This window comes from Marilutibacter spongiae, assembly GCF_014145325.1.
GTDB lineage: Bacteria > Pseudomonadota > Gammaproteobacteria > Xanthomonadales > Xanthomonadaceae > Marilutibacter > Marilutibacter spongiae.
Map to the genome: position 1 here is coordinate 121,776 of NZ_JACHTF010000004.1, position 25,427 is coordinate 147,202.

Consider the following 25,427-nt stretch of genomic DNA (forward strand, 5'->3'; position numbering starts at 1 on the left):
GTCGCCAGGCGCCCCTCAGCCTTCTTCCAGCAGCGCGCGGATCGCCGCCAGGCCCGCCTGCGCGCGCTCCTGCTTGCGCGCGGCGTCGGCCACCGGGTCGGCGCCGTCGCGCTGGACCTCGGCCGGCGGCAGCTCGTCGAAGAAGCGGCTGGGCTGCAGGCGGAAGCGGTCGCCCCAGCGCTGGGCCTCGCGGCAGTACGACAGCCACAGCTGCTCCTTGGCGCGGGTGATGCCCACGTAGAGCAGCCGCCGCTCTTCGTCCAGGCTGCCCTCCTCCATCGCGGCCTCGTGCGGCAAGGTGCCGTCGTTGACGCCGACGATGAAGACGTAGCGGAATTCCAGGCCCTTGGCGGCGTGCAGCGACATCAGCCGCACCTGGTTGCCGGCCTCGCCCTTGTCGGCGTGCGACAGCAGCGCCAGTTGCGCGGCGAGTTCGCCAGGGCCGCTGCCCTTGCCGCCCTCGAACCACTCGGCCAGCTCTTCCAGGTTCTGGCGGCGGCGCTGGAAGCTGGCCTCGTCCTTGCACTGCGCGCGGATCGAGGCGAGCAGGCCGCTCTTTTCCGCGAGCACGCGCACCAGCTCCGCCGGCGGCAGGCGCTGGGCATCGCCGCGCAGGCCGCGGATGATGCCGATGAACCCGTCCAGGGCGTTGCCGGCGCGGGGGGCGAGCTGCTTGAGCACGCCGACGGACTCGGCGGCGCGCGACATCGGCATGTGCGACTTCTGCGCCAGCTCGGCGAGCTTGGCCAGGGTGGTCGCACCGACCTCGCGGCGCGGCGCCTGCACCGCGCGCAGGAAGGCCGCGTCGTCGTCGGGATTGGCGACCAGGCGCAGCCAGGACAGCGCGTCCTTGACCTCCCCGCGCTCCAGGAACGCGGTGCCCCCGGTGAGGTGGTAAGGCACGCGCAGCAGCTGCAGCGCCTTCTCCAGCGCGCGGCTCTGGTGGTTGCTGCGGAACAGGATGCAGAAATCGCTCCACGGCGCCTGCTTGGCGGTGGCGATGAAGTGCAGTTCGGCGGCGACCTTCTCCGCCTCGTGGGCCCCGTCCCGGCATTCCCAGATGCGGATGCGCTCGCCGTCGGCGTTCTCGCTCCAGAGGGTCTTGAGGTGCTCGTGGGGGTTGTGCGCGATCAGGGCGTTGGCCGCGCGCAGCACGCGGTTGGAGCAGCGGTAGTTCTGTTCCAGCTTGACGATGCGCAGCGACGGGTAGTCCGTGCCCAGGGTCAGCAGGTTGTCGGGGTTGGCGCCGCGCCAGGCATAGATCGACTGGTCGTCGTCGCCCACGCAGGTGAACAAGCCCTTCGGGCCGGCGATCGCCTTGAGCAGGCGGTACTGGGCGTCGTTGGTGTCCTGGCATTCGTCGACCAGCAGGTAGCCGATGCGCTCGCGCCAGGCCAGGCGCATGTCCTCGTCGGCTTCAAGCAATTGCACCGGCAGGCGGATCAGGTCGTCGAAGTCGACCGCGTTGAACGTCTGCAGTCGCGCCTGGTAGCGAGCGTATAGCGCCGCGGCTTCCACTTCGCGCGGGCCGCGCGATGCGGCCATCGCCTCCTCCGGCGACAAGCCCGCGTTCTTCGCCCGCGAGATGAGGTTGCGCGCGTTGTCGAGCACGTCGGGCTTGCTGCCCGGTGGCAGCAGGTCCTTGACCTGGGCGGCGCTGTCGTCGCTGTCGAACACGCTGAAGCCACGACGCAGGCCGGCCTTGGCATGGTCGATCTGCAGCATCTTCAGGCCCAGCGCATGGAAGGTGCACACCGTCAGGCCTTCGGCGGCGTCCCCGCGGATGCGCTTGGCGACGCGCTCCTTCATCTCCTTCGCCGACTTGTTGGTGAAGGTGATCGCCGCGATACGCCGCGCCGGCATGCGCCCGCTGGCGATCAGGTGGGCGATCTTCTCGACGATCACGCGGGTCTTGCCGCTGCCCGCGCCGGCGAGCACGAGCAAGGGGCCGTCGGTATGCTCGACGGCGGCGCGTTGGGGGGGGTTGAGGCCGTGCATGCGGGACTTCCTGGAGCGGCCCACAGTGTAGCGGACCCGCCGCCCCGCCCCGCGCCCCCGCGGCGTCGGCCCCCGCGTTATATTGCAATGCAACACGACGACGAGGATGCCGCCGATGCGCATGGGACTGGCCGCCAACCGCCTGCACCACGCCAGCGAGGATGCCGCGCTGTTCCGCTGGCTGCGCGCCTGCGAATCGGGCATCCGCGAGCTGGGACTGGCCCTGCATGCCGTGGGCCGGACCCATGATGCGATCGTGGCCGCGGGCATGCTCGGCGGCCATGCGGGCCTGCGCCGCTATCCGTATGGCCGCGAGGGCGGCCTGATGAAGCTGGTCGCCGAGGTCGTGGGCCTGGACGAGGTCGAGCGCCGCCTGGACGGTGCGATCTACCTGATCGACCCGGTGGACCCGTCCTCGACCTTTCCCGAGGCCGTGGCGCTGAAGCGGCAGTGCGTGATCCACGGCAAGCCCTTCATCTCCACCGTGGCCGCGGCGCGCGACTGGATCGAGCAGGAGCGCGTCCTCGCCGGACTGGCGCCGGATCCGGCGGCCGACCGCTTCTTCGACCCTCGCGGCCAGGTCCTGGCCCTGGTCGCCCACGACGCGATGAAACCGGCGATGCTGGATTTCGCAGCGCATCACTTCGATCTGCTGTCGCGCTTCGACCAGCGCGTCGGCACCGGCACGACGGGCCAGCGCCTCAACGAGCTGGCCTGGAGCCGCGGCTGGCCGGCGGACACGCCCTGGGTGCGCCGCTACGAAAGCGGTCCGCTCGGCGGCGACGCGCAGATCGCCGACCGCGTGCTGGAGAAGCGCTGCCAGCGGGTGGTGTTCTTCGAGGATCCGCACGTGGCGCGCCAGCACGAGGCCGACATCCAGTTGCTCGAGCGCGCGGTCACCACCGTCACCGACGACGCGGTCTGCACCACCTCCCCGGCGATGGCCGCGCGCTGGGCCGGGGCCGCCGTCCGCAGACAGGCCCTGCGGCCGCTGTGACGCGGCCGCGGCCGTGACGGCGGGCGCCACCGCACCCTACACTTCCGCGATGGCGAAGCTCTACTTCTACTACTCGGCGATGAATGCCGGGAAGACCACCACCCTGCTGCAGTCCGCCCACAACTACCGCGAGCGCGGCATGCGCGTGGCGATCCTGACGCCCCGGCTGGACGATCGCGCGGGCACCGGGCGCGTCGCCTCGCGGATCGGCCTGTCCTCCGAGGCGATCGCCTTCGGCCCGGAAGAGGACCTCCAGGCGCGGGTCCAGGCCGACATCGAGGCGAACGGTCCGCTGCATTGCGTGCTGGTCGACGAAGCGCAGTTCCTGGGCCGCTCGCAGGCCTGGCAGCTGACCGAGGTGGTTGACGCGCTGGGCATCCCGGTGCTGTGCTACGGCCTGCGCACCGACTTCCGCGGCGAGCTCTTCGAGGGCAGTCAGTACCTGCTCGCCTGGGCCGACGAGATCAGCGAGATCAAGACCATCTGCCACAGCGGCAGCAAGGCCACGATGGTCGTCCGCGTCGACGAACAGGGCCGCGCGGTCCGCGAGGGGCCGCAGGTAGAGATCGGCGGCAACGACCGCTATGTCTCGGTGTCGCGGGCGGAGTACAAGCGGGTGATGCGCGGCGAAGGCCGGATCGACCCCGCGCAGCCTCCCCTGCCGCTCTAGCGCCGTCGCGCCGCCGGGTCAGCGGCCGCAGGCCTGCCGGATGGCGGTGACGTCGCGGCGCAGGGCGCTGCCGTCGCGCTGGCGGGCCTCCAGTTCGGTTTCCAGCTGCTCGAGCCCACCGAGCGCGGCTTCCACGTGTCCCTGGCGGCAGCGTGCCTCCGCCGCGAAGGCCGCCGCGCGCCAGGCCACCGGCCGCACCTCGCTGGCGCGCGCGCCGTCGCGCGGCATCCGCGCGATGGCGTCCAGGCGCGCGATGGCGGCGGGCCGGCCGTCGCCGGCCCCTTCGCGCAGGACCGCGATCTCGCTGCGCAACGCCTGCGGCGAGTCGGCGCCATGCCGGCGCTCCGCCTCCGCGCGGGCCCGCTGCAGGCGCGCGCGACCGGCGTCGCCGCGATCCAGGGCGATCTCGACCTCGCCCAGCAGGCGGTCCACCTGGCTGGCGTCGGCGCCCGGCATGGCGTCGATCGCCTGCCGGGCCTCCTGCAGCAGCGGCAGCGCATCACGGTCGCGGCCGGCCTCGTGCAGCACCGTGGCCAGGCGCAGCAGGGCGTCGACGAGGCGCTCCTGGTCGGCGCGGCCGGCGCGCGCCGTGCGCGCGATCCGCAGGGCATCGTGCAGGTGGACCAGCGCGGTCGAGAGGTCGTTGCGCTCCCACGCGACGCGACCGAGCAGGCCGTGGCTGGAGATCATTGCCGGATCATCCGGCCCCAGCCGCTGCAGGCGCTCGCGATGGATCTCGGCCAGCTGCGCCTGGGCATCGGCGAAGCGGTTGTCGTCGAGGTAGAGCGCCACCAGCTGCTCGCGCACGCCCAGCGTGGTCTCGTGGCCCACGCCTGAGACCTGCGCGGAGAGCTGCAGGGTCGCGCGAAGGGTCGCGATGGCCTCCTCCACGCGTCCCAGTCGGCGTTGCACGCCGGCCAGGCGACGACCGATGTCGATCTGCAGGCCGTGCTGCCCACCCACCCGTTGCTGCAGCCGCTCGCCCGCCTGCCGGTATCCGGCGAGCGCGGCCTGCAGCTCGCCGTCCTCGACCTGCAGGTCGGCCAGGTCGATGAGGTTCTGCACGGTGCCGACTTCGTCGCTGCGCATGTCCCGGCGCACGGCGAACGCGCGCTCGAACATCTGCCGGGCGCCCTGTCGCGCGCCCATCGCTTGCCGGCAACGCCCCAGCTCGGAATAGAAGTCGGCGGCCTGCGGCGGCAATTGCGCCTGCTCCCGGCGGGCATCGCCCAGGGACGGCTCCAGCAGGGTCACGCAGGCGGCGGCATCGCCCTCCTGGCGCGCCAGGCGGCCACGCAGGACCAGCGACTCCAGGCGCAGGCTGGCCGGGATGTCCGCTGTCTGCGCGATGATCGCAGCCTGCTGTTCCAGCAGCGCCCGCGCCTGTGCCTGGTCGCCCAGGCCCATGCGCAGCCGGGCAATGACGCCCAGCAGTTCGGCGCGCGCACGCGGCTCGCGCGCCAGCTGCAGGTTGCCGCGCTCGACGGCGCCGTCGAGCAGGCTGTCGAGGTCCAGCGGCTCGCCTTCGCGACCGCGGCCTGCGTTCTCGAACAGCCCGATCATGAAGTCCTGCATGGCCTGCGCGCGCGCCGCCTCGGCGACCGCCTCGCGCGCCTGCCAGGCGATCAGCGCGAGTGCGGTGCTCAGCACCAGGGTCACCACCAGGCCCGTGGCCAGCGCCCAGCGGTGCCGGGCCACGTACTTGCGGAAGCGGTAGCCAAGCCGCTGCGGCTGGGCCATCACCGGGCGCCCGGCTTCGAAGCGGCCGATGTCCTGTGCCAGCGCCTCCACCGAGGGATAGCGCTGCTCCGGCCGCTTGGCCAGCGCGCGCAGGGCGATGTTGTCCAGGTCGCCTGCGAGCACGCGGCCGCGCCGGCGCTGGGCGGCGCGATCGTCGGCGGTGGCCGTGTCGCGCAGCACCGCCTGCGACGGGCGCACCGGGTCGGCGGTGAGGATGGCCTCCTCCCACTCCGCGTCGCTGTGCCGCTTGAGGCGGTAGGGCTTGCTCGAGGTCAGCAGTTCGTACAGCACCACGCCCAGCGAATACACGTCGGTCATGGTGGTGACCGGCTCGCCGCGGATCTGCTCCGGCGCGGCGTAGTGCAGGGTGAAGGCGCGCATGCCGGTGCCGGTCTGCTCGGGCGCGGGCGCCTCGCTGTCGAGGAGCTTGGCGATGCCGAAATCGAGCAGTCGCACCTCGCCCGCCGGGGTGACGAGGATGTTGGACGGCTTGAGGTCGCGATGGACGATGAGGTTGGCGTGCGCGTGGCTCACCGCGTCGCAGATCTGGCGGAACATCCGCAGGCGCTGGGCGAGCGGCACGCGGTGTTCGCGGCAGTAGTCGGTGATCGGGGTGCCGTCGACGTATTCCAGGGCCAGGTAGGGCAGGCCGTCGCCGCTGATGCCGGCGTCGAGCAGGCGCGCGATGTTGGGGTGCGCGAGCCGGGCGAGGATCTCGCGCTCGCGGGTGAAACGCAGGCGCAGGTCGTTGCTGGTCAGCCCGGGGCGCAGCAGCTTGAGCGCGACCCGGCGCTGGTAAAGGCCGTCCGCACGCGAGGCCAGCCAGACCTGACCCATGCCGCCCTCGCCGAGCAGGCTCTCCAGGCGGTAGGGGCCGACCTCGGCGCCGCTGCCGACGCCGGCCGGCGGCATCACCAGCGGTTCGGACAGGAAGTCGTCGTTGTCGCCTTCCAGCGCGAGCAGGGCCTCGAGCTCGGCGGCGAGCCCGGGATCTTCGTCGCGCAGCGACTGCAGGCGGCGGGTACGCGCTTCGGGCTCGAGTTCGAGCAGGGCGTCGAGCAGCGGGGACAGCCGTTGCCAGCGTTCGGCGTCCATCCAGCCCCCCGCCGCGAGCGGTCAGTCGTCCTTGAGCGAAGCCAGCAGGAACAGGCGCGCCTTCTGCCAGTCGCGGCGGATGCTGCGCTCGGAGCGGTCGAGGAGCCCGGCGATCTCCAGTTCCGACAGGCCACCGAAGTAGCGCAGCTCGACCACCTGGGCCAGGCGCTGGTCGACTTCGGCCAGGCGCGTGAGCGCGGTGTCCAGGCCCAGGGTTTCCTCGTCCAGGCGGACGCCGCCTTCCAGGTCCTCGGGCAGGTCGGTCACCCGGTGCAGGTCGCCGCCGCGCTTTTGCGCCAGGCGCTGGCGCGCATAGTCGACGACCACGCTGCGCATGGCCGACGCGGCATAGGCGAAGAAATGGGCACGGTCGTCGAACTGTGCCTCGCGGCGGCCGATCAGCTTGAGGTAGGCCTCGTGGACGAGCGCGGTGGCATCGAGGGTGTGTCCGTGCTGGCCGGCCAGTTGGCGGCGGGCCATCGAATGCAGTTCCTGGTAGAGGGTGGCCAGCACGTTGTCGAGCGCGCCGCGATCGCCGCCGCGCGCCGCGCCCAGCATCCGTGTGATGTCGGCGCGTTGCGCCGGCGTGCCGTCCTCGATGTCCATGCGCGGACTATAGCGCGTTCAGGATGCGGCAAGCACGGGTTCAGCGCTGGCAGCGGGGGCACCAGACGCTGGCGCGCTGGCCGATGCTGGCCTCGCGCAGGGGGCCGCCGCAACGGCGACAGGGTTCGCCGCCGCGACCGTAGACCATCAGTTCCTGCTCGAAGTAGCCCGGTGCGCCATCGGGACTGATGAAGTCGCGCAGGGTGGTGCCGCCGCGCTGGATGGCGTGGGCCAGGATCGCCTTCACCGAAGCGGCAAGGCGACGGTAGCGATCGCGGGAGATCCCGCCCGCCGGGCGCAGCGGCGAGATGCCGGCGCTGAACAGCGCTTCGGCGGCGTAGATGTTGCCCACCCCGACGACCACCGCCTGGTCCATCAGGAAGGCCTTGACCGGCGCCTTGCGGCCCCGGCTGAGGGCGAACAGGGCGTCGCCGCTGAACGCCTCCGACAGCGGCTCGGGCCCCAGCCCGCGCAGCAGCGGGTGGACCTCGCCGGGCGGTTGCCACAGCAGGGCGCCGAAGCGGCGTGGGTCGTTGAAGCGCAGCACGCGCCCGTCGTCGAGGCCGATGTCGACGTGGTCGTGCGCACGCAGGGGGGTGTCGCCGGGCAGCACCCGCAGGCTGCCGGACATGCCCAGGTGCAGGATCGCCGCCCCGGCCGACGTGTCCATCAGCAGGTACTTGGCGCGCCGGCGGACCGCGTCGATGCGCTGGCCGGGCAATGCCCGCGCCACCTCCGGCGGGATCGGCCAGCGCAGGTCGGGGCGCCGCAGGACCACGCGGTCCACGCGACGTCCCTCCACGTGCGGGGCCAGGCCGGCACGGGTGGTCTCGACTTCGGGCAGTTCGGGCATGCGGCAAGCGTACTGGAAGGCCCGTGGCACGGGCAGCGGGCCGGGCGGCTTCCTGAACGGGGCGCGGCTTGTTTTCCGCTTCCGCGCACACCATCTCGTTTCCTGTACGGACGCCGCCCATACGGGCGCGAACGGACACATCCGGGTGGCATGATGGTCCCGGGGAGCACCCTCAGGTATCCACCGTCCGACCGCGCCGCGGCCGGCGTCGCCCAACAGGACCGCGGTCCTCGGAGTTTGAAATGCCCGCTTCACTGCTCGACTTCCTCGCCGGCGGACTGCTGCAGGCCGGTTTCGGCACCCTGGCGATCTATTTCCTGGTCGCCACCCAGCTCACGATCTTCTCGGTGACGCTGTACCTGCACCGATCGATGGCGCACCGCTCGGTCGACTTCCATCCGGCCGTCGCCCACGTGTTCCGTTTCTGGACCTGGCTCACCACCTCGATGATCACCCGCGAATGGGCGGCGATCCATCGCAAGCACCACGCCAAGTGCGAGACCGAGGAAGACCCGCACAGCCCGCAGGTCAAGGGCATCAAGACCGTGTTCTGGCGCGGCGTCGAGCTCTACCGCGAGGCGCGCAGCGATCGCGAGTCGATCGAGAAATACGGCAAGGGCTGCCCCGACGACTGGATCGAGCGCCACCTCTACACCCCGCACGCGACGATGGGGCCGACCCTGCTGCTGTTCATCAGCTTCGCCCTGTTCGGCTTCGCCGGCGTGGCGATCTGGGCGATCCAGATGGCGTGGATCCCGTTCTGGGCGGCGGGCGTGGTCAACGGCCTGGGCCACTGGTGGGGCTACCGCAACTTCGAGAGCGCGGACACCTCGACCAACCTGACGCCGTGGGGCGTGTGGATCGGCGGCGAAGAGCTGCACAACAACCACCATGCCTTCCCGAGCTCGGCGAAGTTCGCGCTGCGCCGCTTCGAGTTCGACATCGGCTGGGCCACCATCCGCACCTTCGAGAAGCTGCGCCTGGCCAAGGTGCTGCGCGTCGCGCCGACGCTCGACGTGCGCCCGAACATCGCGATGCCCGACGGCGAAACCCTGAAGGCGCTGCTGGCGATCCGCTTCCAGGCCATGACCGACTTCTACCGCAACGTCACCCTGCCGACCCTGCGCGAGGGACGCGACACCCTGCCCCGCGCGATGCGCAAGGGCCTGGCCGACGGTGGCCGCTGGCTGGACGACGGCAAGCGCGCGCGCCTGCAGGCCTGGCTGGCGGAGCGCCCGAAGATGGCCACGCTCGCCGAGTACCGCCACCGCCTGGCCCAGGTGCTCGATGACCGCTCGTACGACGCCCAGGCGACGCTGCAGCGCCTGCATGCCTGGTGCACCGAGGCCGAAGCCAGCGGCATCCATTCGCTGCAGGCCTTCTCGGCGCGCCTGAAGGGCTATGCGCTGGCCCCGGCCCGTCGCTGAGCCCGGCCGCCATCGTCCCGGAGAGCCCGCGCCCGTCGCGGGCTCCTTCGTTTCCGGCGGTCGCCGCTTCCCGACCGCCAGCCGAACGCCTGGTCGCGGCGACCGCCACGCGGCCCCGGTTTCCGGTAGCCTGCGCGGCATGACGTCCCCGCTCCGCTTCGCCCTGGCCCTTGGCGCCTGCCTGGTCCCCACCGCCCTCCTGCCATCCGCGCACGCGCAGGTGCAGGCGACCAGCGAGTACCTGGCGCGCATGGACAGCGACGGCGACGGCCGTGTGTCCCTGGCCGAGTACCAGGACTGGATGAGCTATGCGTTCGAGCGCATGGACGCCAACGGCGACGGCATCCTCAGCGTCGACGAACTGCCCGGCGGACGCGGCAAGCCGGTCAGCCTGATCGACCACCGCGCGAAGCTCGCGCGCACCTTCGTCCGCCAGGACCAGGACAAGAACGGCTTCCTGGACGCCCGCGAGCTGTCCGCCCCGCCGCTGTAGGCGCGCCGCCGCTCGCCCGGCCCCGCCCGCGGCATGCCCCGCCGACGTCGCGCCCGGCCCAGGCTGACCGTTGATGTGGCTGGCGCCCTCGCCCAATGTCCTCTCGACCCGGAGGCCCCGAGCCCCACGGCTTCGTAAGATGGGTTGCGCGAAGCAAAACCCATCGTTCGTCGTGCGTGCGGCTGCGCGACGGTGGGTTTCGCCTTCGGCTCTACCCACCCTACGGGGTGGGGTGAGAGGCGGAACCGTAGGATGGGTTGCGCGGAGCAAAACCCATCGTCCGTCGTGCGTGCGGCTGCGCGACGGTGGGTTTCGCCTTCGGCTCTACCCACCCTGCTGCGATGTCGCAGCCGCCCCCATCCCGACCATCCCTGGAACCCGGGACAAGAAAAAGCCCGCCATCGGAACGATGGCGGGCCGTGGAGAGAGCACGAAGCTCCAGTGAGGTCAGTGGGCGGCCGTGGCCTCGCCGGCACCGCGCGGCACGCGGATGTCGTCGACCATGTCCTGCACGTGCTGCGGTGGCGGCGGCGTCATCCGCGACACGCCGAAGGCGATCGCGAAGTTCAGCAGCATGCCGATCACGCCAATGCCCTCGGGCGATATCCCGAACAACCAGTTCGCCGGCACGTTCTCCGCCATGGGCGCCATGAACACGCCCTTGAAGTAGACGATGTAGCAGACGGTGAAGACCAGGCCCACCACCATGCCCGCCACCGCACCCTGCATGTTGGTGCGCTTGTCGAAGATGCCGAGCACGATCGCCGGGAAGAAGGTCGCCGCCGCGAGACCGAAGGCGAACGCCACCACCTCGGCGACGAAGCCCGGTGGATAGATGCCCAGCAGGCCGGCCACGACCACCGCGCAACCGGCGGCGATGCGGGCATAGAGCAGCTCCTGCTTCTCGGTGATGCCGGGCATCACCACCTTCTTCAACAAGTCGTGCGATACCGCCGAGGAAATCACCAGCAACAGGCCCGCTGCAGTGCTGAGCGCCGCCGCCAGTCCACCGGCGGCCACCAGGGCGATCACCCACGCCGGCAGGCGCGCGATCTCCGGATTGGCCAGGACCATGATGTCGCGGTCGATGGTCATCTCGTTGCGGTCGTCCTTGGCGTAGAACATCTTGCCGTCGCTGTTCTTGTCGTCCCAGGTGATGAGGCCGGTCTTCTCCCAGTTGCGCACCCAGGCCGGGGCGGTCGCATGCTCGGTACCCTGCATGTCGGCGCCGTTGATGGTCTGGATCATGTTGACGCGGGCGAAGCTGGCGACCGCCGGGGCGGTGGTGTAAAGCAGCGCGATGAAGAGGATCGCCCAGCCCGCGGAACGACGCGCGTCGCGCACCTTCGGCACGGTGAAGAAGCGGACGATCACGTGCGGAAGGCCCGCGGTGCCGACCATCAGCGCCAGGGTGATGGCGAAGACGTCGATGGTCGATTTACTGCCCTCGGTATAGGCCGCGAACCCCAACTGCGTACTCAGGCCGTCGAGCTTGTCCAGCAGGTACACCCCGCTGCCATCGGCGAGCTTGCTGCCGAAGCCGAGCTGCGGGATCGCGTTGCCGGTGAGCAGGATCGAGATGAAGATCGCCGGCACCATGAACGCGAAGATCAGCACGCAGTACTGCGCGACCTGCGTGTAGGTGATGCCCTTCATGCCGCCGAGCACGGCGTAGAAGAACACGATCGCCATGCCGATGATGACGCCGGTGGTGATGTCCACCTCCAGGAAGCGGCTGAAGACGATGCCGACGCCGCGCATCTGCCCGGCGACGTAGGTGAACGACACGAAGATCGCGCACACCACCGCCACCAGTCGCGCGGTGTCGGAGTAGTAGCGGTCGCCGACGAAGTCCGGCACGGTGAACTTGCCGAACTTGCGCAGGTACGGGGCCAGCAGCAGGGCCAGCAGCACGTAGCCGCCGGTCCAGCCCATCAGGTACACCGAACCGTCGTAGCCGGCGAAGCTGATGATGCCGGCCATCGAGATGAACGACGCCGCGCTCATCCAGTCGGCCGCGGTGGCCATGCCGTTGGCGACGGGGTGGACGCCGCCGCCGGCGACGTAGAACTCCTTGGTACTGCCGACCCGACTCCAGATAGCGATGCCGATGTACAGCGCGAAGCTGAGGCCGACGAGCAGGTAGGTCCAGGCTTGGACGGACATATGCCTCTCCTCAGTCTTCGTGGAGGTCGAGCTCGCGCTCGAGCCGGTTCATCCGCCATGCGTAGTAGAACGTCAGCAGGACGAATACGTAGATCGACCCCTGCTGGGCGAAGTAGAAGCCCAGCTTGAAGCCGCCGATGCGGAACTGGTTGAGCGCGTCCGCGAAGACGATGCCGGCGCCGAAGGACACCAGCGCCCAGATGGCGAGCAGGATCGCCATCAGCCGGAGGTTCGCGCGCCAGTACTGCTTGGCGTTTATGTGTTTGCCTGACATGGCTGCCTCCTCAGAAGCTGTACTTGACGGTGGTGTGGATGCGTTTCATGTCGCCTTCGCGGTCGTCCTCGAGCGAGCGCTGGCCGTAGCTCAGTTCGGCGCCGACATCCAGCTTCGGGAACGGCGAATAGATCAGGTTGGCGCGGATGGACTGCGAGCGCTCGGTGACGCCGTAGCCGGTGAGGTCGACGTCGTTGTCGAAATGCGCCGCCGAGTACATGAGGTTGCCGCGCAGCTTGTCGTTGAAGACGTGGCGCCAGGCGACGAAGCCGCTGTAGCCGTCCAGCGGGTCGATGTCGCCGTCGATGTCCTGGACGACGTCCGTGCCCATGCCGAAGGCCATGTAGCGACCGATGCCGCTGCCGGCGTTGACCATGTAGCGCAGATCGTTGCTGGCGCCGAGGTTGAACTTGCCGCCGACGCTGACCGCGCCGCCGCCGGCGGTTTCGTCGCCGTCCTTGAACTGGCGCAGCATGCCGGCCAGGCTCAGGTGGCCCCAGTCGCCCTTGGTCACCCAGCGACCGGTGAGGTCGGGCATGACGTTGTCGCCGCTGTTGTAGCGGCCGGCGCCCTGGTAGGCGGTGACCAGGGTCTGCGGGTTCTCGATCGACAGCGACCAGGGACCGTTGGTGTAGCGCAACTGCGCCTGGCGCACGAAGATGGTGCCATCGGTGACGCCGAGGAAGTCCACCGTGTCCGGCAGCGCGGCGGTGTCCTGGAAGTTCGACCAGGTCTGGCCCGCCAGCCAGTTGTTCCAGCTGACGTAGGCGTGGCGCAGGGTGACCGCGTAGGTGTTGGTCGAGGTCTCGTTGCCCGCCAGCGCGTTGGTGCCGCCGCCGAAGAAGTCCGCCTCGATGTACGCCTTGAGCTTGTCGCCTTCGTCGGTCACGTAGTCGGCGCCGAACCAGAAGCGCGAGAACTGCGCGTGGAAGTCGGCGTAGGGATCGGTGTCGGGCTCGGCCCCGTTCGCGGCGACCGGGATCGTGCTGGGCACGTAGAACAGGCGGCCGGAATTGCCGTCGGCGATCTCGCCGTCGCTGGTATCGGTCACCATGGCGTCGAGCTTGATGAAGCCGCCGAAGGAGAACTTGCTGCCTGGATTTCCGGCGGTGAGGATCGGCGTGGACTGGATCGTGGGCGCGGTGCCGGCTGCCGGCGCGGCGGGGGCCGCGGGGGCCGCCGCGGGCGCGGTCGGCGCCTGGGACTGCTGCTGTTGCACCAGTTGCTGCACCATCTTCTCGAGTTCGGCGACGCGCGCCTCGAGTTCTGCTTCCTTCGCCGTCTGCGCCATGGCCAGGCCGGGCAACAGCAGGGCAACGGCCAGTGCCGTCGCCAGGCGGCGCTTGCGGACGAGCGCCGGCATGGGGCCGGTGGCGCCGCGCGATGCGATGCGTGTGGACATGATTCCCTCCCGAGGAATGCCGTGGTCTGCACGGTGACGGCAGGCTGCGCGCACTGTGTCGAGGCCAACCATTCGCCATTGGTCGAACGACGGGCCGAATGCCGCCAAAGCCCCGCGCTTTTCGACCATGGTCTAAGGAAATCCACGCCGGGCACACGGGCCGATACGGCACACTGGGCGTGCGGGCCACGCGTTTTCGCCGCACTGCAACACCGCACCAGCGCAGCATCCGAGCCAATGGAGCCTCCCATGAACCACCCCGACGCCCTCTATCCCGTCCCCGACGATTTCGCCGCCGACGCGCGCATCAAGCGCGACGACTACGCGCGCCTGTACGCGGCCTCGGTGTCCGATCCGGAGGCGTTCTGGGGCGATGTCGCCAAGCGCCTGGACTGGATGAAGGCCCCCACCCAGGTCAAGGACGTCAGCTACGACCTGGAGGACTTCCGCATCCGCTGGTACGCCGACGGCGAACTCAACGCGAGCGTCAACTGCCTGGACCGGCACCTCGAGTCGCGGGGCGACAAGACCGCGTTGATCTTCGAGCAGGACGACCCGTCCAGACCCGCCGAGCACGTCAGCTACCGCGAGCTGCACGCGCGCGTCTGCCGCCTGGCGAATGCGTTGCGCGCGCTGGGCGCGAAGAAGGGCGACCGCATCACCCTCTACCTGCCGATGATCCCCGAGGCGGTGGTCGCGATGCTCGCCTGCGCGCGCATCGGCGCGGTCCATTCGGTGGTGTTCGGCGGCTTCGCGCCCAACTCGATCGCCGACCGCGTGATCGACTGCGGGAGCAAGATCATCATCACCGCCGACGAAGGCCTGCGCGGCAGCAAGAAGATCCCGCTCAAGGCCAATGTCGACGCCGCGCTCAAGCTGCCGGGCACCACCAGCGTGGAGACGGTGCTCGTGGTGCGCCACACGCACGGCGCGGTCGACATGCAGATGCCGCGAGACCGCTGGTACGACGCCGTCGTGGCCGACCAGCCCGACACCTGCGAGCCGGAGCGGATGAACGCCGAGGACCCGCTCTTCATCCTGTACACCTCCGGCAGCACCGGCAAGCCCAAGGGCGTGCTGCACACCACCGGCGGCTACCTCACCTATGCCAGCTACACCCATGAAGCGGTGTTCGACCTGCGCGAGGACGACATCTACTGGTGCACCGCCGACGTGGGCTGGGTGACCGGCCACAGCTACATCGTCTACGGCCCGCTGGCCAACGGCGCCACCGCGCTGGTGTTCGAGGGCGTGCCCAACTACCCGGACGTGTCGCGGTTCTGGGAGGTCATCGACCGGCACGAGGTGACCCTGTTCTACACTGCGCCGACCGCAATCCGTGCGCTGATGCGCGAGGGCGACGAACCGGTCAAACGCACGTCGCGCGCGTCGCTGCGACTGCTCGGCACCGTCGGCGAGCCGATCAACCCCGAAGCCTGGCGCTGGTACCACGAGGTGGTCGGCGACAGCCGCTGCCCGATCGTCGATACCTGGTGGCAGACCGAGACGGGCGGAATCCTGATCACCCCGCTGCCCGGCGCGACCGATCTCAAGCCGGGCTCGGCGAGCACACCGTTCTTCGGCGTGCGGCCGGCGCTGGTGGATGCCAACGGCACGCAACTGGAGGGCGAGGCCGAGGGCAACCTGGTGCTGCTCGATTCCTGGCCGGGCCAGATGCGCACCGTCTACGGCGACCACGCGCGCTTCATCGACACCTACTTCAAGACCTACCCCGGCACCTATTTCACCGGCGACGGCTGCCGCCGCGACGCGGACGGCTACTACTGGATCACCGGGCGGGTGGACGACGTGATCAACGTCAGCGGCCACCGCATCGGCACCGCCGAGGTCGAGAGTGCGCTGGTCAGCCACCCGAAGGTGGCCGAGGCCGCGGTGGTGGGCTTCCCGCACGACGTGAAAGGCCAGGGCATCTATGCCTACGTCACCCTGATCGCCGGCGAGGCGAGCAGCGACGCGCTGCGCAAGGAGCTGGTCGCGCACGTGCGCAAGGAGATCGGCCCGATCGCCACGCCCGACCACCTGCAATGGGCACCGGGCCTGCCGAAGACGCGCTCGGGCAAGATCATGCGCCGCATCCTGCGCAAGATCGCCGAGAACGCCCCCGACCAGCTCGGCGACACCTCGACCCTGGCCGACCCCTCGGTGGTGGAGTCGCTGGTCAAGGAGCGCCGGGTGCCCTGACCGGCACCGCCGGCGTGCCCTTCGTCGCCCCGCGGTCGACGAAGGGCTGGGCAGGACGGTGTCCTGCCCCGATCATGTCCTCGCGGCAACGCGTCCTGCACCCTCCCCTGCCTTCCCCGCCCGCCGCCGTCGCGGGGCAGGCGAAACCACCGGATCCCCCATGTCATCGAGCACCACCGTCATCGTCGCCGACGACCACCCGCTGTTCCGCGAGGCCCTGCGCGGGGCGGTGGCCCGGGTGCTGCCCGACGCGCGCCTGCGCGAGGCCGACGGGGTCGAATCGCTGTATGCGCTCGTGGAGACCGAGCCCGACGCCGACCTGCTCCTGCTCGACCTCAACATGCCCGGCGCGCAGGGCTTCAGCGCCCTGGTCCACCTGCGGGCGCTGCATCCGCAGCTGCCCATCGTGGTGGTCTCCGCGCGCGAGGAACCCGCGGTGATGCGGCGCGCGCTCGACCACGGCGCGGTCGGCTTCATCCCCAAGTCGGCCGACGCGACGACGCTGGGCGAGGCCATCACCACCGTGCTCGACGGCGACCGCTGGGCACCGGAAGCGGCGCTGTCGGCGCCGGCCACCGACGAGGCCGAGCACGACGCCGCGCAACGCCTGCGCGACCTCACCCCGCAGCAGTTCCGCGTGCTGCAGATGCTCGGCGCGGGACTGCTCAACAAGCAGATCGCCTACGACCTGGGCGTGTCCGAGGCGACCATCAAGGCGCACGTGACCGCGATCCTGCGCAAGCTGGGCGCCAACAACCGCACCCAGGCGGTGCTGATTGCCGGCCGGCTTGCGGTCGATCCGGGCGCGATCGTGCCGCCGCCCGAAGAACCCGACTAGGCCGCCCGCCGGGCCCGACCCCGGCCAGGCAGTCGAGATGGGCGACGCGCTTCGCATCAGCCCGGCGATCTGCTCCAATCGGCGCATGGACGCCCAACCGCCCGCGGCGGAAGACCTGCACCTGCCGATCTCGCTGGCCTGGGCCAAGGGGGCCTATACCGTGTCGATCGACTTCGGCAGCCAGGCGCGCGAGGCACGGCTGATCCTCGACACCGGCAGCAGCACCCTGGTGGTGTTGCCGCACGCGTACGCACCTGACGACGACGCCGCGCTGGACGCCACCTCCTGGGCCCAGCAGCTGCACTATGGCCGGGGCCACTGGACCGGCCCGGTAGTGCGCACCCGCGTGGCCTTCGGTGATGCACCCCGTGCCTGCGGCCTGGAGGACGCACAGGTCGCCCTGGCGACGACGGGGGCGGAAGACTTCCACGATGCCGACGGCATCTTCGGCCTGGCCTATGGCGGCCTGGACACCGGCCATGACATGGCCCGCCTGCTGGCGGCCCGGGGCGTCGACCCGGCCCTGACCTGGCCGTGGCCCTTCGGTGGCACGCAAGACGCGGACGCCGATGCGCTCGCCGGCCTGATCGTGCAACAGCCGCCCGTCGCGCTGGCTCCCCTGTTCTCCCAGCTCGCGGCGCGGGGCCGCGTGCGCGACCGCTTCGGCCTGCTCGTCCACCGTGCCCTGGTCCACGTGGGCGAGGCCGGCGCCGATGATGCGGCCCTCGATGCCGATCCGCTCAACCGCGGCGTGCTGGTGCTGGGCGGCGGCGAGGCCTGCGGCGAGCTGCACGATGGCGCGTTCCAGGACATCCGCATCGTCCATGACCTGTACTACAACGCAGGCCTGGTCGCCGTACAGGTCGGCGACGGGCCCCGGATCCCGGTGCCGCCGCTGGACGCGGTCTACGCCGACCGCGCGGCCAGCAACGCGATCCTCGATACCGGCAGCAGCTTCGTGGTGCTCGAGCAGGGCGTCCACGACGCCGTGATGGCCGACCTGGGCCGCCTCGACCCCCGGCTGCCCGCGCTGGCCCAGCGCTTCCGTGCGCAGTTCGGCAAGGACGGGCAGGGCGTCCCCAACGCCGAGGTCGAGGCCCTCGACTGGCCGGTCCTGACGTTCCACCTGGAGGCCGACGACGGCGGCGAAGTGGCGCTCGCCTGTGGACCCGAGGCGTACTGGCCGCGCAATGCCATGTCCGCCGGGCAGGCCTTCTTCCTGTTGATGCCGCAACTACCGGGCTGGCCGAACCAGTCGATCCTGGGCCTGCCGCTGATGGCCGGCCGCTTCTGCGTGTTCGACCGCGATGCCGATGGCGGCCGCGGACGGGTGCGGGTCGCATCGGCGCGACCGCCGGCTGGCGCATGAGCGGGTCGCTGCGGACCGCCCGTTTCCAGCTGCGTCCGCTGCAGGCGGACGATCCGGCCGATCGCGACCTTTACGTGGCCCTCTATACCAGCCCGGCGGTCATGGCCCGGATCATGCCGCCCCTGGCAGCGGCCGGGGCGACGGCGGCGTTCGAGCGCACCTGCCGCCACAACGCCCGCGACACGCCCGGCCACCGCCACTGGTCGGTGGTCGAAGCCGCCACCGGGCGGCGGGCCGGGGTCGTCGGCCTGCTCCGCGAGGGCCGTTGCGTCGAGATCGGGGGGGTACTGCTGCCGGCCTGGTGGAATCGCGGGGTGTCGCGCGAGGCCTACGCCCGGATCATCGACCATGCCTTCGAGGCGATGGGGGTCGACCTGGTGTTCGGGGAGCGCGTCGACGACGCCCACGCGCGCCTGATCGACCGCCTGTTCGCGCCGCTGGGGCTGGCGCGCGTGCCGGCAGGGGCCCGGGTCGATGGCCGCTGCCGCTGGGAACTGCGCCAGGCTGACTGGGCGGCCCGACGCGACGGGCCGTGATCCATTTTGCAAAGTCTGTCCGTAGCGGTATTGTCCAGCTCTACACGGCTGGGGAGCGAAGGGCACGCATGACGGCGTCGGCCGCCAATTCACCGGGCAGGCTCGCCTGCGTCGGCCTCGGCATGATGCTCGGGGCCCACGTCGGCCCGCGTGCACGCAGCCATGTCGAACAGGCGGACGTGGTCTTCAGCGCCGTGTCCGATCCGCTGGTCGAATTGTGGCTCCAGCAGATGAACCCCGACGTACGCAGCCTGCAGGCCTTCTATGGCGACGGCAAGCCGCGCCACGACACCTATCGGCAGATGACCGAGGCGATGCTGGCGGAAGTCCGCGCCGGCAAGCACGTGTGCGGCGCGTTCTACGGCCATCCGGGCATCTTCGCCAAGGCACCGCACGACGCGATCGCGCAGGCGCGGGCCGAGGGCTTCCCGGCGCACATGGAACCCGGCGTGTCGGCCGAGGACTGCCTGTACGCCGACCTGGGCATCGACCCGGGCCGGGTCGGCTGCCAGCACTACGAGGCCAGCCAGCTGCTGTTCTACCGCCGCCGCATCGATCCCGGCGCCTACCTCGTGCTGTGGCAGGTGGGCTGGGTGGGCGACCGGACCTATCGCCGGTTCGCCACCGGCCCGGCGCACCGCCAGTTGCTGGTGGACCGCCTGCGGGAGGACTACCCCGCCGACCACGTGGTCATCGCCTACGAAGCGGCGATCCTGCCCACCGCGTCGCCGCGGATGGAACCGGTCGCGTTGCGTGCGCTCGCCGGGACCGAGCTGAGCATGCACACCACCCTGGTCGTGCCCCCTGCCGTCGAACTGCAACCCGACGCGGCGATGCTGGCCCGCATCGAAGCCCTGGAAGCGTCCGAACGCGTCGCGCCACCCGTGTCGTATCCACCACCCGTGAAAGAAGGAGTTCCGTAATGTCGAACGTCGTGAAGTTCCTCGAGGCACTGGGTCGCAACCCGGCGCTGCTGACCGAAGACCAGTACGCGGACGCCGTCGCCGCGCTCGAGCTCGACGCCGAGTCGGCGGCCGCGCTTGCGCGCCGGGATGCCACCCGCATCGCCGAGCTGCTTGAAGCCCCCGCGGTCACCTTCTGCGGCCTGTTCCCCGCCGAGGAAGAGCAGCCGGTCAAGGAGGACGAACCGGACGAGGACGACCGGGACGCGCCCGAGAAGGACGCCAGCGCCCGAGCGGCCTGAACCATGCGCCTGGCGACCCGGTACGTCGCGGCATCCGTCGCCATCGCGCCGGTCCCGGACCGGCGTGGCGGCGGACCGTCGCCTACCGGGATCGCCGGGCCCAGAGCCGCGCGCGTCGGACCATGAGGCTCGCCCCGCTGATCCTGGGCCTTGCGCTGGTGCTGGGACCCGAGGCCGGCCTGTCGGCGCCGCCGGACTTCCAGTCGCGGCTGGAAGAAGCCGACGCGATCCGCAGCGCCGATCCTGCCGCGTTCGTGCGGGCGCTCGACGCGCTCGACGCGCGGATCGACGAGGCCGATACCCGACAGCGGCAGCACCTGCAGTTGCTGCACGCCTACCGGGAGGCCTTCAAGGGCGACTTCGACGGCGCCGTCGCCCTGGCCCGCCAGCTCCACGCCGAGGCACGGGACCCCGAGGTCAAGCTGCGTTCGTCCCTGCTGATCGCCAACAGCGCCGCCGCAACCCGGAACTTCGCGCTGGGGCTGTCGCACCTGGAGCAGTCGCTGGCCGCGACCGGCGCCGCGGATGCCGACCCCCGGTTGCGCGAACAGGCGCTCGCCGTGGCGACGATCCTCTACAACCAGTTCAGCAAGTACGAGCTCAGCCGCCAGTACGCCGACCAGCTCATCGCCTCGACCACGGATCCGCGGACGCGTTGCATTGCCCGGCAGCAGCGCCTGAGTGCGTTGCGGGGCCTGGGCTCGTGGCCCGCCGACCCCGCCGAGGTCCAGGAGGCGCTGGCCGGTTGCGAAGCGATCGGCGAGAAGGTCTTCGTGAGCTTCATCCGCATCGAGATGGCCCGCCACATGGCGGCGACCGGCGATCGCGACGGCGCCGAGAAGCTGCTCTCCCGTCACCTGCGAGAGGCCGAGGCCGCCGGTTACGCGCGCCTGATCAGCGAGTTCCGCTCCCTGCTCGCCGGCTACCGGCTGGAGAAGGACGACCTTGCCAACGCGCGCAAGCTGGCGCGTTCGGCGCTGGACATCGATGCCGACAGCAGCGCTTCGCTGCCCAAGGTCGAGGCCCTGGAAGTGCTGTACCGGGTCGCCGAGCGCGAGGGCAACCTGCCCGCCGCCCTGGACTACTACCGCCAGTACGCGCAGGCCGACAAGACCTACCTGGACGACGTGATGGTGCGCGAACTGGCCTTCCAGCAGAGCCGCAACGAGGTGCAGCAGAAGGACCAGGCGATCGCCCTGCTGAGCAAGCAGAACCAGGTCCTGAAACTGGAACAGGAAGTCGCCCGCACGTCGGCGCAGAACACACGCCTGCTGCTCCTGCTGCTGGCGGTCGTGCTCGCCGCCATCGGCTACTGGGCCTACAAGATCAAGCGCGTGCAGACCCGCTTCCGCATCCTGGCCCAGACCGACGGCTTGACCGGGATCGCCAACCGGCGGCATTTCCGCAGCCAGGCCGAGGCCCTCCTCGCGGACTGCGAGGCCGCCGGGCGGAGCGCCGCGCTGGTCCTGCTGGACCTGGACAACTTCAAGCACATCAACGACCAGCACGGCCACGCCGCCGGCGACTGGGTCCTCAAGCAGGTGGCCGATGCCTGCCACGCCGCCTGTCGCGAGGGCGACCTGTGCGGGCGCCTGGGCGGCGAGGAGTTCGGCATCCTGTCCTGCGGCGCGGACGGCGACGCCGCCGAGGCCATCGCCCAGCGCTGCCGCGAGCGGCTGGCCGCCATCGACACCGGCCTCATCCACCACGCCATGCCGATCACCGCCAGCTTCGGTTGCACGACGACCGCGGTGTCGGGGCATGCCTTCGAGACCATGTTCGCGCACGCAGACGAGGCCATGTACCTGGCCAAGAATTCCGGTCGCGACCAGGTGCGCACGCACGCCGTGCGCACCGGGGACGGTGGATCGAGGCCCGCGATCACGGCCTGAGGCCGGATCCTCCGCTCAGCCGCGGGGCCCCTGCCGCTGGGCGGCGAGGAAGGCGCGCATGGACGCGGGCTTGACCGGCTTGGTCAGCACGCGGCAGCCATGTTCGCGGGCGGCATGCTTGAGCGCGTCGCTGCCGTCGCCGGTCAGCAGCGCCGCCGGGAAACCGTTGCCCAGGCGCGCGCGCAATGCATCGATCACCCCCAGCCCGTCCAGGCGATCGTGCAGGTGGTAGTCCACCAGCGCGACGTCGGGCGGCACGTCCATGGCCGCGGCCGCCAGCGCCTCGTCGGTGTCGGTCGCGGTGAGCACCACCGCGCCCCAGCGCTGCAGCAGGGTGCGCATGCCGTCGAGGATCTCGCGGTCGTTGTCGACGCACAGCACGCGCAGCCCCGCCAGGGTGTCGGTGTCGCCGAGCGAGCGGGCGCTCGGCGCGCGCGGCGTGCCCAGGCCCTGGCCGAAGGGGACGGTGATCGAGAAGACGCTGCCCGCCCCGACGCGGGAACGCACGCGCAAGGGGTGGTTGAGCGTGCGCGCGATGCGCTGGCAGATCGACAGGCCCAGCCCGAGGCCGCGCTCGGCGCCGTCGGTGGGCGCGTCGAAGCGGCGGAACTCGTCGAAGATCTGCGACAGGTGGTGCTCCGAGATGCCGGGACCGGTGTCCCAGACCTGCAGCTCGACCGCGCCGTCGCGCACGCGGGCGGCGATCAGTACGCCGCCGTCGCGCGTGTAGCGCAGGGCGTTGGCGAGGAAGTTCTGCAGCGCGCGGCGCAGCAGGCGGCGGTCGCTGCGCACCGGTCGCGGACGCTGCGGCGCGCGCACGCGCAGTTCGAGGCGATGGTTGGCGGCGACCGGTGCGTACTGCGCCACGAGTTCGCGCAGCAGCTCGTTGACGTCGAAGTCGACGATCTCCGGGCGCAGCGCGCCGGCGTCCAGGCGCGAGATGTCGAGCAGGCCGTCGAGCAGGTCCTCGGCGGCGCGCAGGGCGGCGTCGACGCGCTCGGCCAGACGGGTCTGCTCGGCGCTGTCGGTGCTGTCGCGCAGGGCCGTGGTGAACAGGCGCGCGGCGTTGAGCGGTTGCAGCACGTCGTGGCTGACCGCGGCCAGGAAGCGGGTCTTGGACTGCTGGGCGGCCTCGGCTTCGCGCGTGCGCAGTTCGACGCGTTGCTCCAGGGTCTCGTTGACGTCGCGCAGGGCCTGTTCGGCGCGCTTGTAGTCGGTGATGTCGCTGTAACTGGTGACATAGCCGCCGCCGGGGAGCGGGCGGCCGCGGACCTCGACCACCTGGCCGTTGTCGCGCAGGCGTTCGTAGACATAGGCCTGGCCCGCGCGCAGGTGCTCCAGCCGCCGGCGTACCTGCTCGTCGATGTCGCCCTCGCCCATCTCGCCGCGCTCGGCGTTCCAGCGCAGCAGCTCGTGCACGGGGCGGCCCACGTAGAGCATGCCGTCGGGATAGTCGTAGAGCTCCTGGTACTGCCGGTTCCAGGCGACCAGGCGCAGCTCTGCGTCGACCACGCTGACGCCCTGGCTGATGTTCTCCAGGGTCGTGGACATGATCTGGCGGTTGAAGCGCAGTTCCTGGTTGGCCTCGTCGAGCAGGGCCACCACCTCGCCCAGCTCCATGCCCGAACCGCGCAGGGCGCTGGTGAGGGTCAGGCGGGCGGAGGCGGCACCGATCGCCGAGGCCAGCAGTCGCTCGGTGAACTGGGCCAGCGCGCGGTCGGCCGGCTGCGACGGCAGCCAGGGGCGGCCCTGCTGCTGGCAATGGCTTTCGAAGGCGCGCCGCGCATGGCGCTCGCCGACGATGCGCTCGGCCAGCGCCAGCAGCTCGCCCGCGCGGACGTTGCCGGCCCAGCCGCCGGGCCCGAGCGCCGGACGTTGCGCGTAGGGGTCCAGGAAGGTGGTGGCGAGCAGCTGCTCCTGCAGGCGCGGGCGCTGCCGCATCGACATGAAGACGAACACGCCGACGTTGAACAGCAGCGACCAGAACACGCCATGGGTCAGCGGGTCCCAGCCCTGCAGGCCGAACAGCTGCTGGGGCCGCAGCCAGGCCAGGCCATAAGGGCCGCGTTCGATCCAGTCCCCGGCCCAGGCGTTGCCGCCGAACCAGCCGCCGCCGGCCAGCAGCGGCAGCAGCAGGGTGTAGAACCAGACCACGGCGCCGGCCAGCAGGCCGCTGAACGCCCCCACCCGGCTCGCCCCCCGCCAGTAGAGGCCGCCGATCAGGGCCGGCGCGAACTGGGCGACCGCGGCGAAGGCGAGCAGGCCATGCTGGGCCAGGCCGCCGGCGTCCCCGCCGTCGCGCAGCAGGTCGCCGCGGTGGTAGGCGTACGCGAGCATCGCCAGCATGACGATGGTGATGCGGCGCACCCACAGGACCTGGCGATCGATCGCCGGGGTCTGGTGCAGGTCGCCGGCGCGCAGCAGCAAGGGCATGACCAGGTCGTTGCTGACCATCGTGGCGAGGGCGACGCTGGCCACGATCACCATGCCGGTCGCCGCCGAGAAGCCGCCCACGTACACGAACATGGCCAGCAGGTCCTGGTCGAGCGCCAGCGGAAGCGCCAGCACGTAGCTGTCGGGCGAGACCGCACTGCCCGACAGCACGGCCCGCCCGGCCAGGGTGATCGGCACCACCAGCACGCTGATCAGCGCGAGGTAGCCGCCGAACATCCAGCGCGCGGTGCGGGCATCGGCCGGGTTCTGGCACTCGACCACCGCCATGTGGAACTGGCGCGGCAGGCACAGGATGGCAGTGAACGCGAGCAGGGTCTGGGCAACGAAGCCGGTCGGCAGCCCCGGGGCGAACACGACGTCGGCCGCCTGCACCACGCGCTGGCCCAGGTGCCCCGTGCCCGGCAGGTGGGCCATGGCGAACACGCCGATGGCGACGAAGGCGACCAGCTTGACCACCGATTCCAGCGCCACCGCCAGCACCATGCCGCGGTGGTGCTCGGTGGCGTCGATCTGGCGGGTGCCGAACAGGATCGCGAAGGCCGCCAGCAGGATCGCGGTGTAGAAAGCGGGGTCGGACAGGGGCGGCGCGTTGGCCGGGATCCCGGCCAGCACGTCCACGCTCATCGCCACCGCCTTGAACTGCAGGGCGACGTAGGGCACCGCCGCGACCAGGGCCAGGATCGCCACCAGCGCCGCCAGCCCGGGCGCGCGCCCGTAGCGCGAGGACAGGAAGTCGGCGATGGACACGATCCGGTGCTCGCCGGAGATCAGCACCAGGCGCTCGAGTATCCGCCAGCCGAAGAAGAGCAGCAGCAGCGGGCCCAGGTAGATCGGCAGGAAGCCCATCCCCGTCCGCGCCGCGGTGCCGACCGCCCCGTAAAACGTCCAGGACGAGCAGTAGACCGCCAAGGCCAGCGAATAGACCGTCGGACGCAGCCAGCGATGGCGCGTCATCAGGGTGTTCGGACGGTCGCCGGCGTGGGCCACGCCGAACAGCAGCGCTACGTAGCCCAGCGAGACCAGCAGCAGCACCCAACCCGGGATCAAAGGCGGCCCACCCCCATGAGAAGGCGTCGAGTGTAGACCGGCGCCGGCCCCCCTGCGTCCCCCGGGGCGGCGTTGCCGTCCGCGCGGCGGCGCCCTCGGTGGGCGCCGCGAGGCCGGCCGCCGGGCGCCCGCCGCGAGCGCCGCGGTCATCGCCACCACGCCGA

19 protein-coding genes are annotated in these 25,427 nt (G+C 71.0%); 11 read left to right on the forward strand and 8 right to left on the reverse strand.

The features are described from left to right. Positions 1–15 precede the first annotated feature (15 nt). Positions 16–1,998, reverse strand: coding sequence for a UvrD-helicase domain-containing protein (locus H4F98_RS05175; protein WP_182685567.1), 1,983 nt, complete (start codon positions 1,996–1,998; stop codon positions 16–18). 115 nt (positions 1,999–2,113) lie between these two features. On the opposite strand from H4F98_RS05175, the gene H4F98_RS05180 reads away from it, so the two are divergent. Both H4F98_RS05180 and H4F98_RS05185 read left to right on the forward strand, forming a co-directional pair. Further along, entirely contained in the window at positions 2,114–2,995 is an 882-nt protein-coding gene (locus tag H4F98_RS05180; protein WP_182685568.1) for a methylglyoxal synthase, read from the forward strand. Between the two features lie 49 nt (positions 2,996–3,044). After that, on the forward strand, positions 3,045–3,665 hold the full coding sequence (locus H4F98_RS05185; protein WP_182685569.1) for a thymidine kinase: 621 nt from the start codon (positions 3,045–3,047) through the stop codon (positions 3,663–3,665). 18 nt (positions 3,666–3,683) lie between these two features. On the opposite strand, the gene H4F98_RS05190 is transcribed toward H4F98_RS05185, so the two are convergent. Genes H4F98_RS05190 through mutM form a run of 3 tightly spaced genes read right to left on the reverse strand, consistent with a single transcriptional unit; the run spans position 3,684 to position 7,959 of the window. Next, a complete protein-coding gene (locus tag H4F98_RS05190) occupies positions 3,684–6,500 on the reverse strand; it encodes a serine/threonine-protein kinase (protein WP_182685570.1) in 2,817 nt (938 codons plus the stop codon). 21 nt (positions 6,501–6,521) lie between these two features. Next, positions 6,522–7,106: an ECF-type sigma factor gene (locus H4F98_RS05195; protein ID WP_182685571.1), complete on the reverse strand. Its 585-nt coding sequence runs from the start codon at positions 7,104–7,106 to the stop codon at positions 6,522–6,524. 40 nt (positions 7,107–7,146) lie between these two features. Continuing rightward, complete coding sequence (gene mutM, locus H4F98_RS05200) at positions 7,147–7,959, reverse strand: bifunctional DNA-formamidopyrimidine glycosylase/DNA-(apurinic or apyrimidinic site) lyase (RefSeq protein ID WP_182685572.1); 813 nt, start codon at positions 7,957–7,959, stop codon at positions 7,147–7,149. A gap of 242 nt (positions 7,960–8,201) precedes the next feature. Here mutM and H4F98_RS05205 point away from each other — a divergent pair, with 242 nt between their 5' ends. Beyond that, positions 8,202–9,386, forward strand: coding sequence for a DesA family fatty acid desaturase (locus H4F98_RS05205; protein ID WP_182685573.1), 1,185 nt, complete (start codon positions 8,202–8,204; stop codon positions 9,384–9,386). A 139-nt stretch (positions 9,387–9,525) separates the two neighbouring features. Then, positions 9,526–9,879, forward strand: a complete 354-nt coding sequence (locus H4F98_RS05210; protein ID WP_182685574.1) for an EF-hand domain-containing protein — start codon at positions 9,526–9,528, stop codon at positions 9,877–9,879. 447 nt (positions 9,880–10,326) lie between these two features. On the opposite strand, the gene H4F98_RS05215 is transcribed toward H4F98_RS05210, so the two are convergent. The 3 genes from H4F98_RS05215 to H4F98_RS05225 are packed head-to-tail and all read right to left on the reverse strand — an operon-like array spanning position 10,327 to position 13,682. Beyond that, on the reverse strand, positions 10,327–12,045 hold the full coding sequence (locus H4F98_RS05215; RefSeq protein WP_182685575.1) for a sodium:solute symporter family protein: 1,719 nt from the start codon (positions 12,043–12,045) through the stop codon (positions 10,327–10,329). A gap of 10 nt (positions 12,046–12,055) precedes the next feature. Continuing rightward, a complete protein-coding gene (locus H4F98_RS05220; RefSeq protein WP_182685576.1) occupies positions 12,056–12,319 on the reverse strand; it encodes a DUF4212 domain-containing protein in 264 nt (87 codons plus the stop codon). Between the two features lie 10 nt (positions 12,320–12,329). Then, positions 12,330–13,682, reverse strand: a complete 1,353-nt coding sequence (locus tag H4F98_RS05225; protein ID WP_182685697.1) for a DcaP family trimeric outer membrane transporter — start codon at positions 13,680–13,682, stop codon at positions 12,330–12,332. A 288-nt stretch (positions 13,683–13,970) separates the two neighbouring features. On the opposite strand from H4F98_RS05225, the gene acs reads away from it, so the two are divergent. From acs to H4F98_RS05260, 7 genes are all read left to right on the forward strand, one after another. Then, positions 13,971–15,923: an acetate--CoA ligase gene (gene acs / locus H4F98_RS05230; protein ID WP_182685577.1), complete on the forward strand. Its 1,953-nt coding sequence runs from the start codon at positions 13,971–13,973 to the stop codon at positions 15,921–15,923. Positions 15,924–16,083: 160 nt separating this feature from the next. Next, on the forward strand, positions 16,084–16,761 hold the full coding sequence (locus H4F98_RS05235) for a response regulator transcription factor (RefSeq protein ID WP_182685578.1): 678 nt from the start codon (positions 16,084–16,086) through the stop codon (positions 16,759–16,761). Between the two features lie 37 nt (positions 16,762–16,798). Continuing rightward, positions 16,799–18,130: a pepsin-like aspartic protease gene (locus tag H4F98_RS05240; protein WP_182685579.1), complete on the forward strand. Its 1,332-nt coding sequence runs from the start codon at positions 16,799–16,801 to the stop codon at positions 18,128–18,130. Further along, entirely contained in the window at positions 18,127–18,666 is a 540-nt protein-coding gene (locus tag H4F98_RS05245) for a GNAT family N-acetyltransferase (RefSeq protein ID WP_182685580.1), read from the forward strand. The genes H4F98_RS05240 and H4F98_RS05245 overlap by 4 nt, the downstream gene beginning before the upstream one ends. 68 nt (positions 18,667–18,734) lie before the next feature. After that, the gene (locus H4F98_RS05250) at positions 18,735–19,589 is read left to right on the forward strand and encodes an SAM-dependent methyltransferase (protein ID WP_182685581.1); all 855 of its coding nucleotides are present in this window, start codon (positions 18,735–18,737) and stop codon (positions 19,587–19,589) included. After that, a complete protein-coding gene (locus H4F98_RS05255) occupies positions 19,589–19,870 on the forward strand; it encodes a hypothetical protein (RefSeq protein WP_182685582.1) in 282 nt (93 codons plus the stop codon). The genes H4F98_RS05250 and H4F98_RS05255 overlap by 1 nt, the downstream gene beginning before the upstream one ends. 122 nt (positions 19,871–19,992) lie before the next feature. Continuing rightward, positions 19,993–21,762, forward strand: coding sequence for a GGDEF domain-containing protein (locus H4F98_RS05260; RefSeq protein ID WP_182685583.1), 1,770 nt, complete (start codon positions 19,993–19,995; stop codon positions 21,760–21,762). 15 nt (positions 21,763–21,777) lie between these two features. Here the strand turns inward: H4F98_RS05260 and H4F98_RS05265 are convergent, their stop codons facing one another. Further along, positions 21,778–25,263: a hybrid sensor histidine kinase/response regulator gene (locus H4F98_RS05265; protein WP_220479096.1), complete on the reverse strand. Its 3,486-nt coding sequence runs from the start codon at positions 25,261–25,263 to the stop codon at positions 21,778–21,780. Between the last annotated feature and the right edge of the window lie 164 nt (positions 25,264–25,427).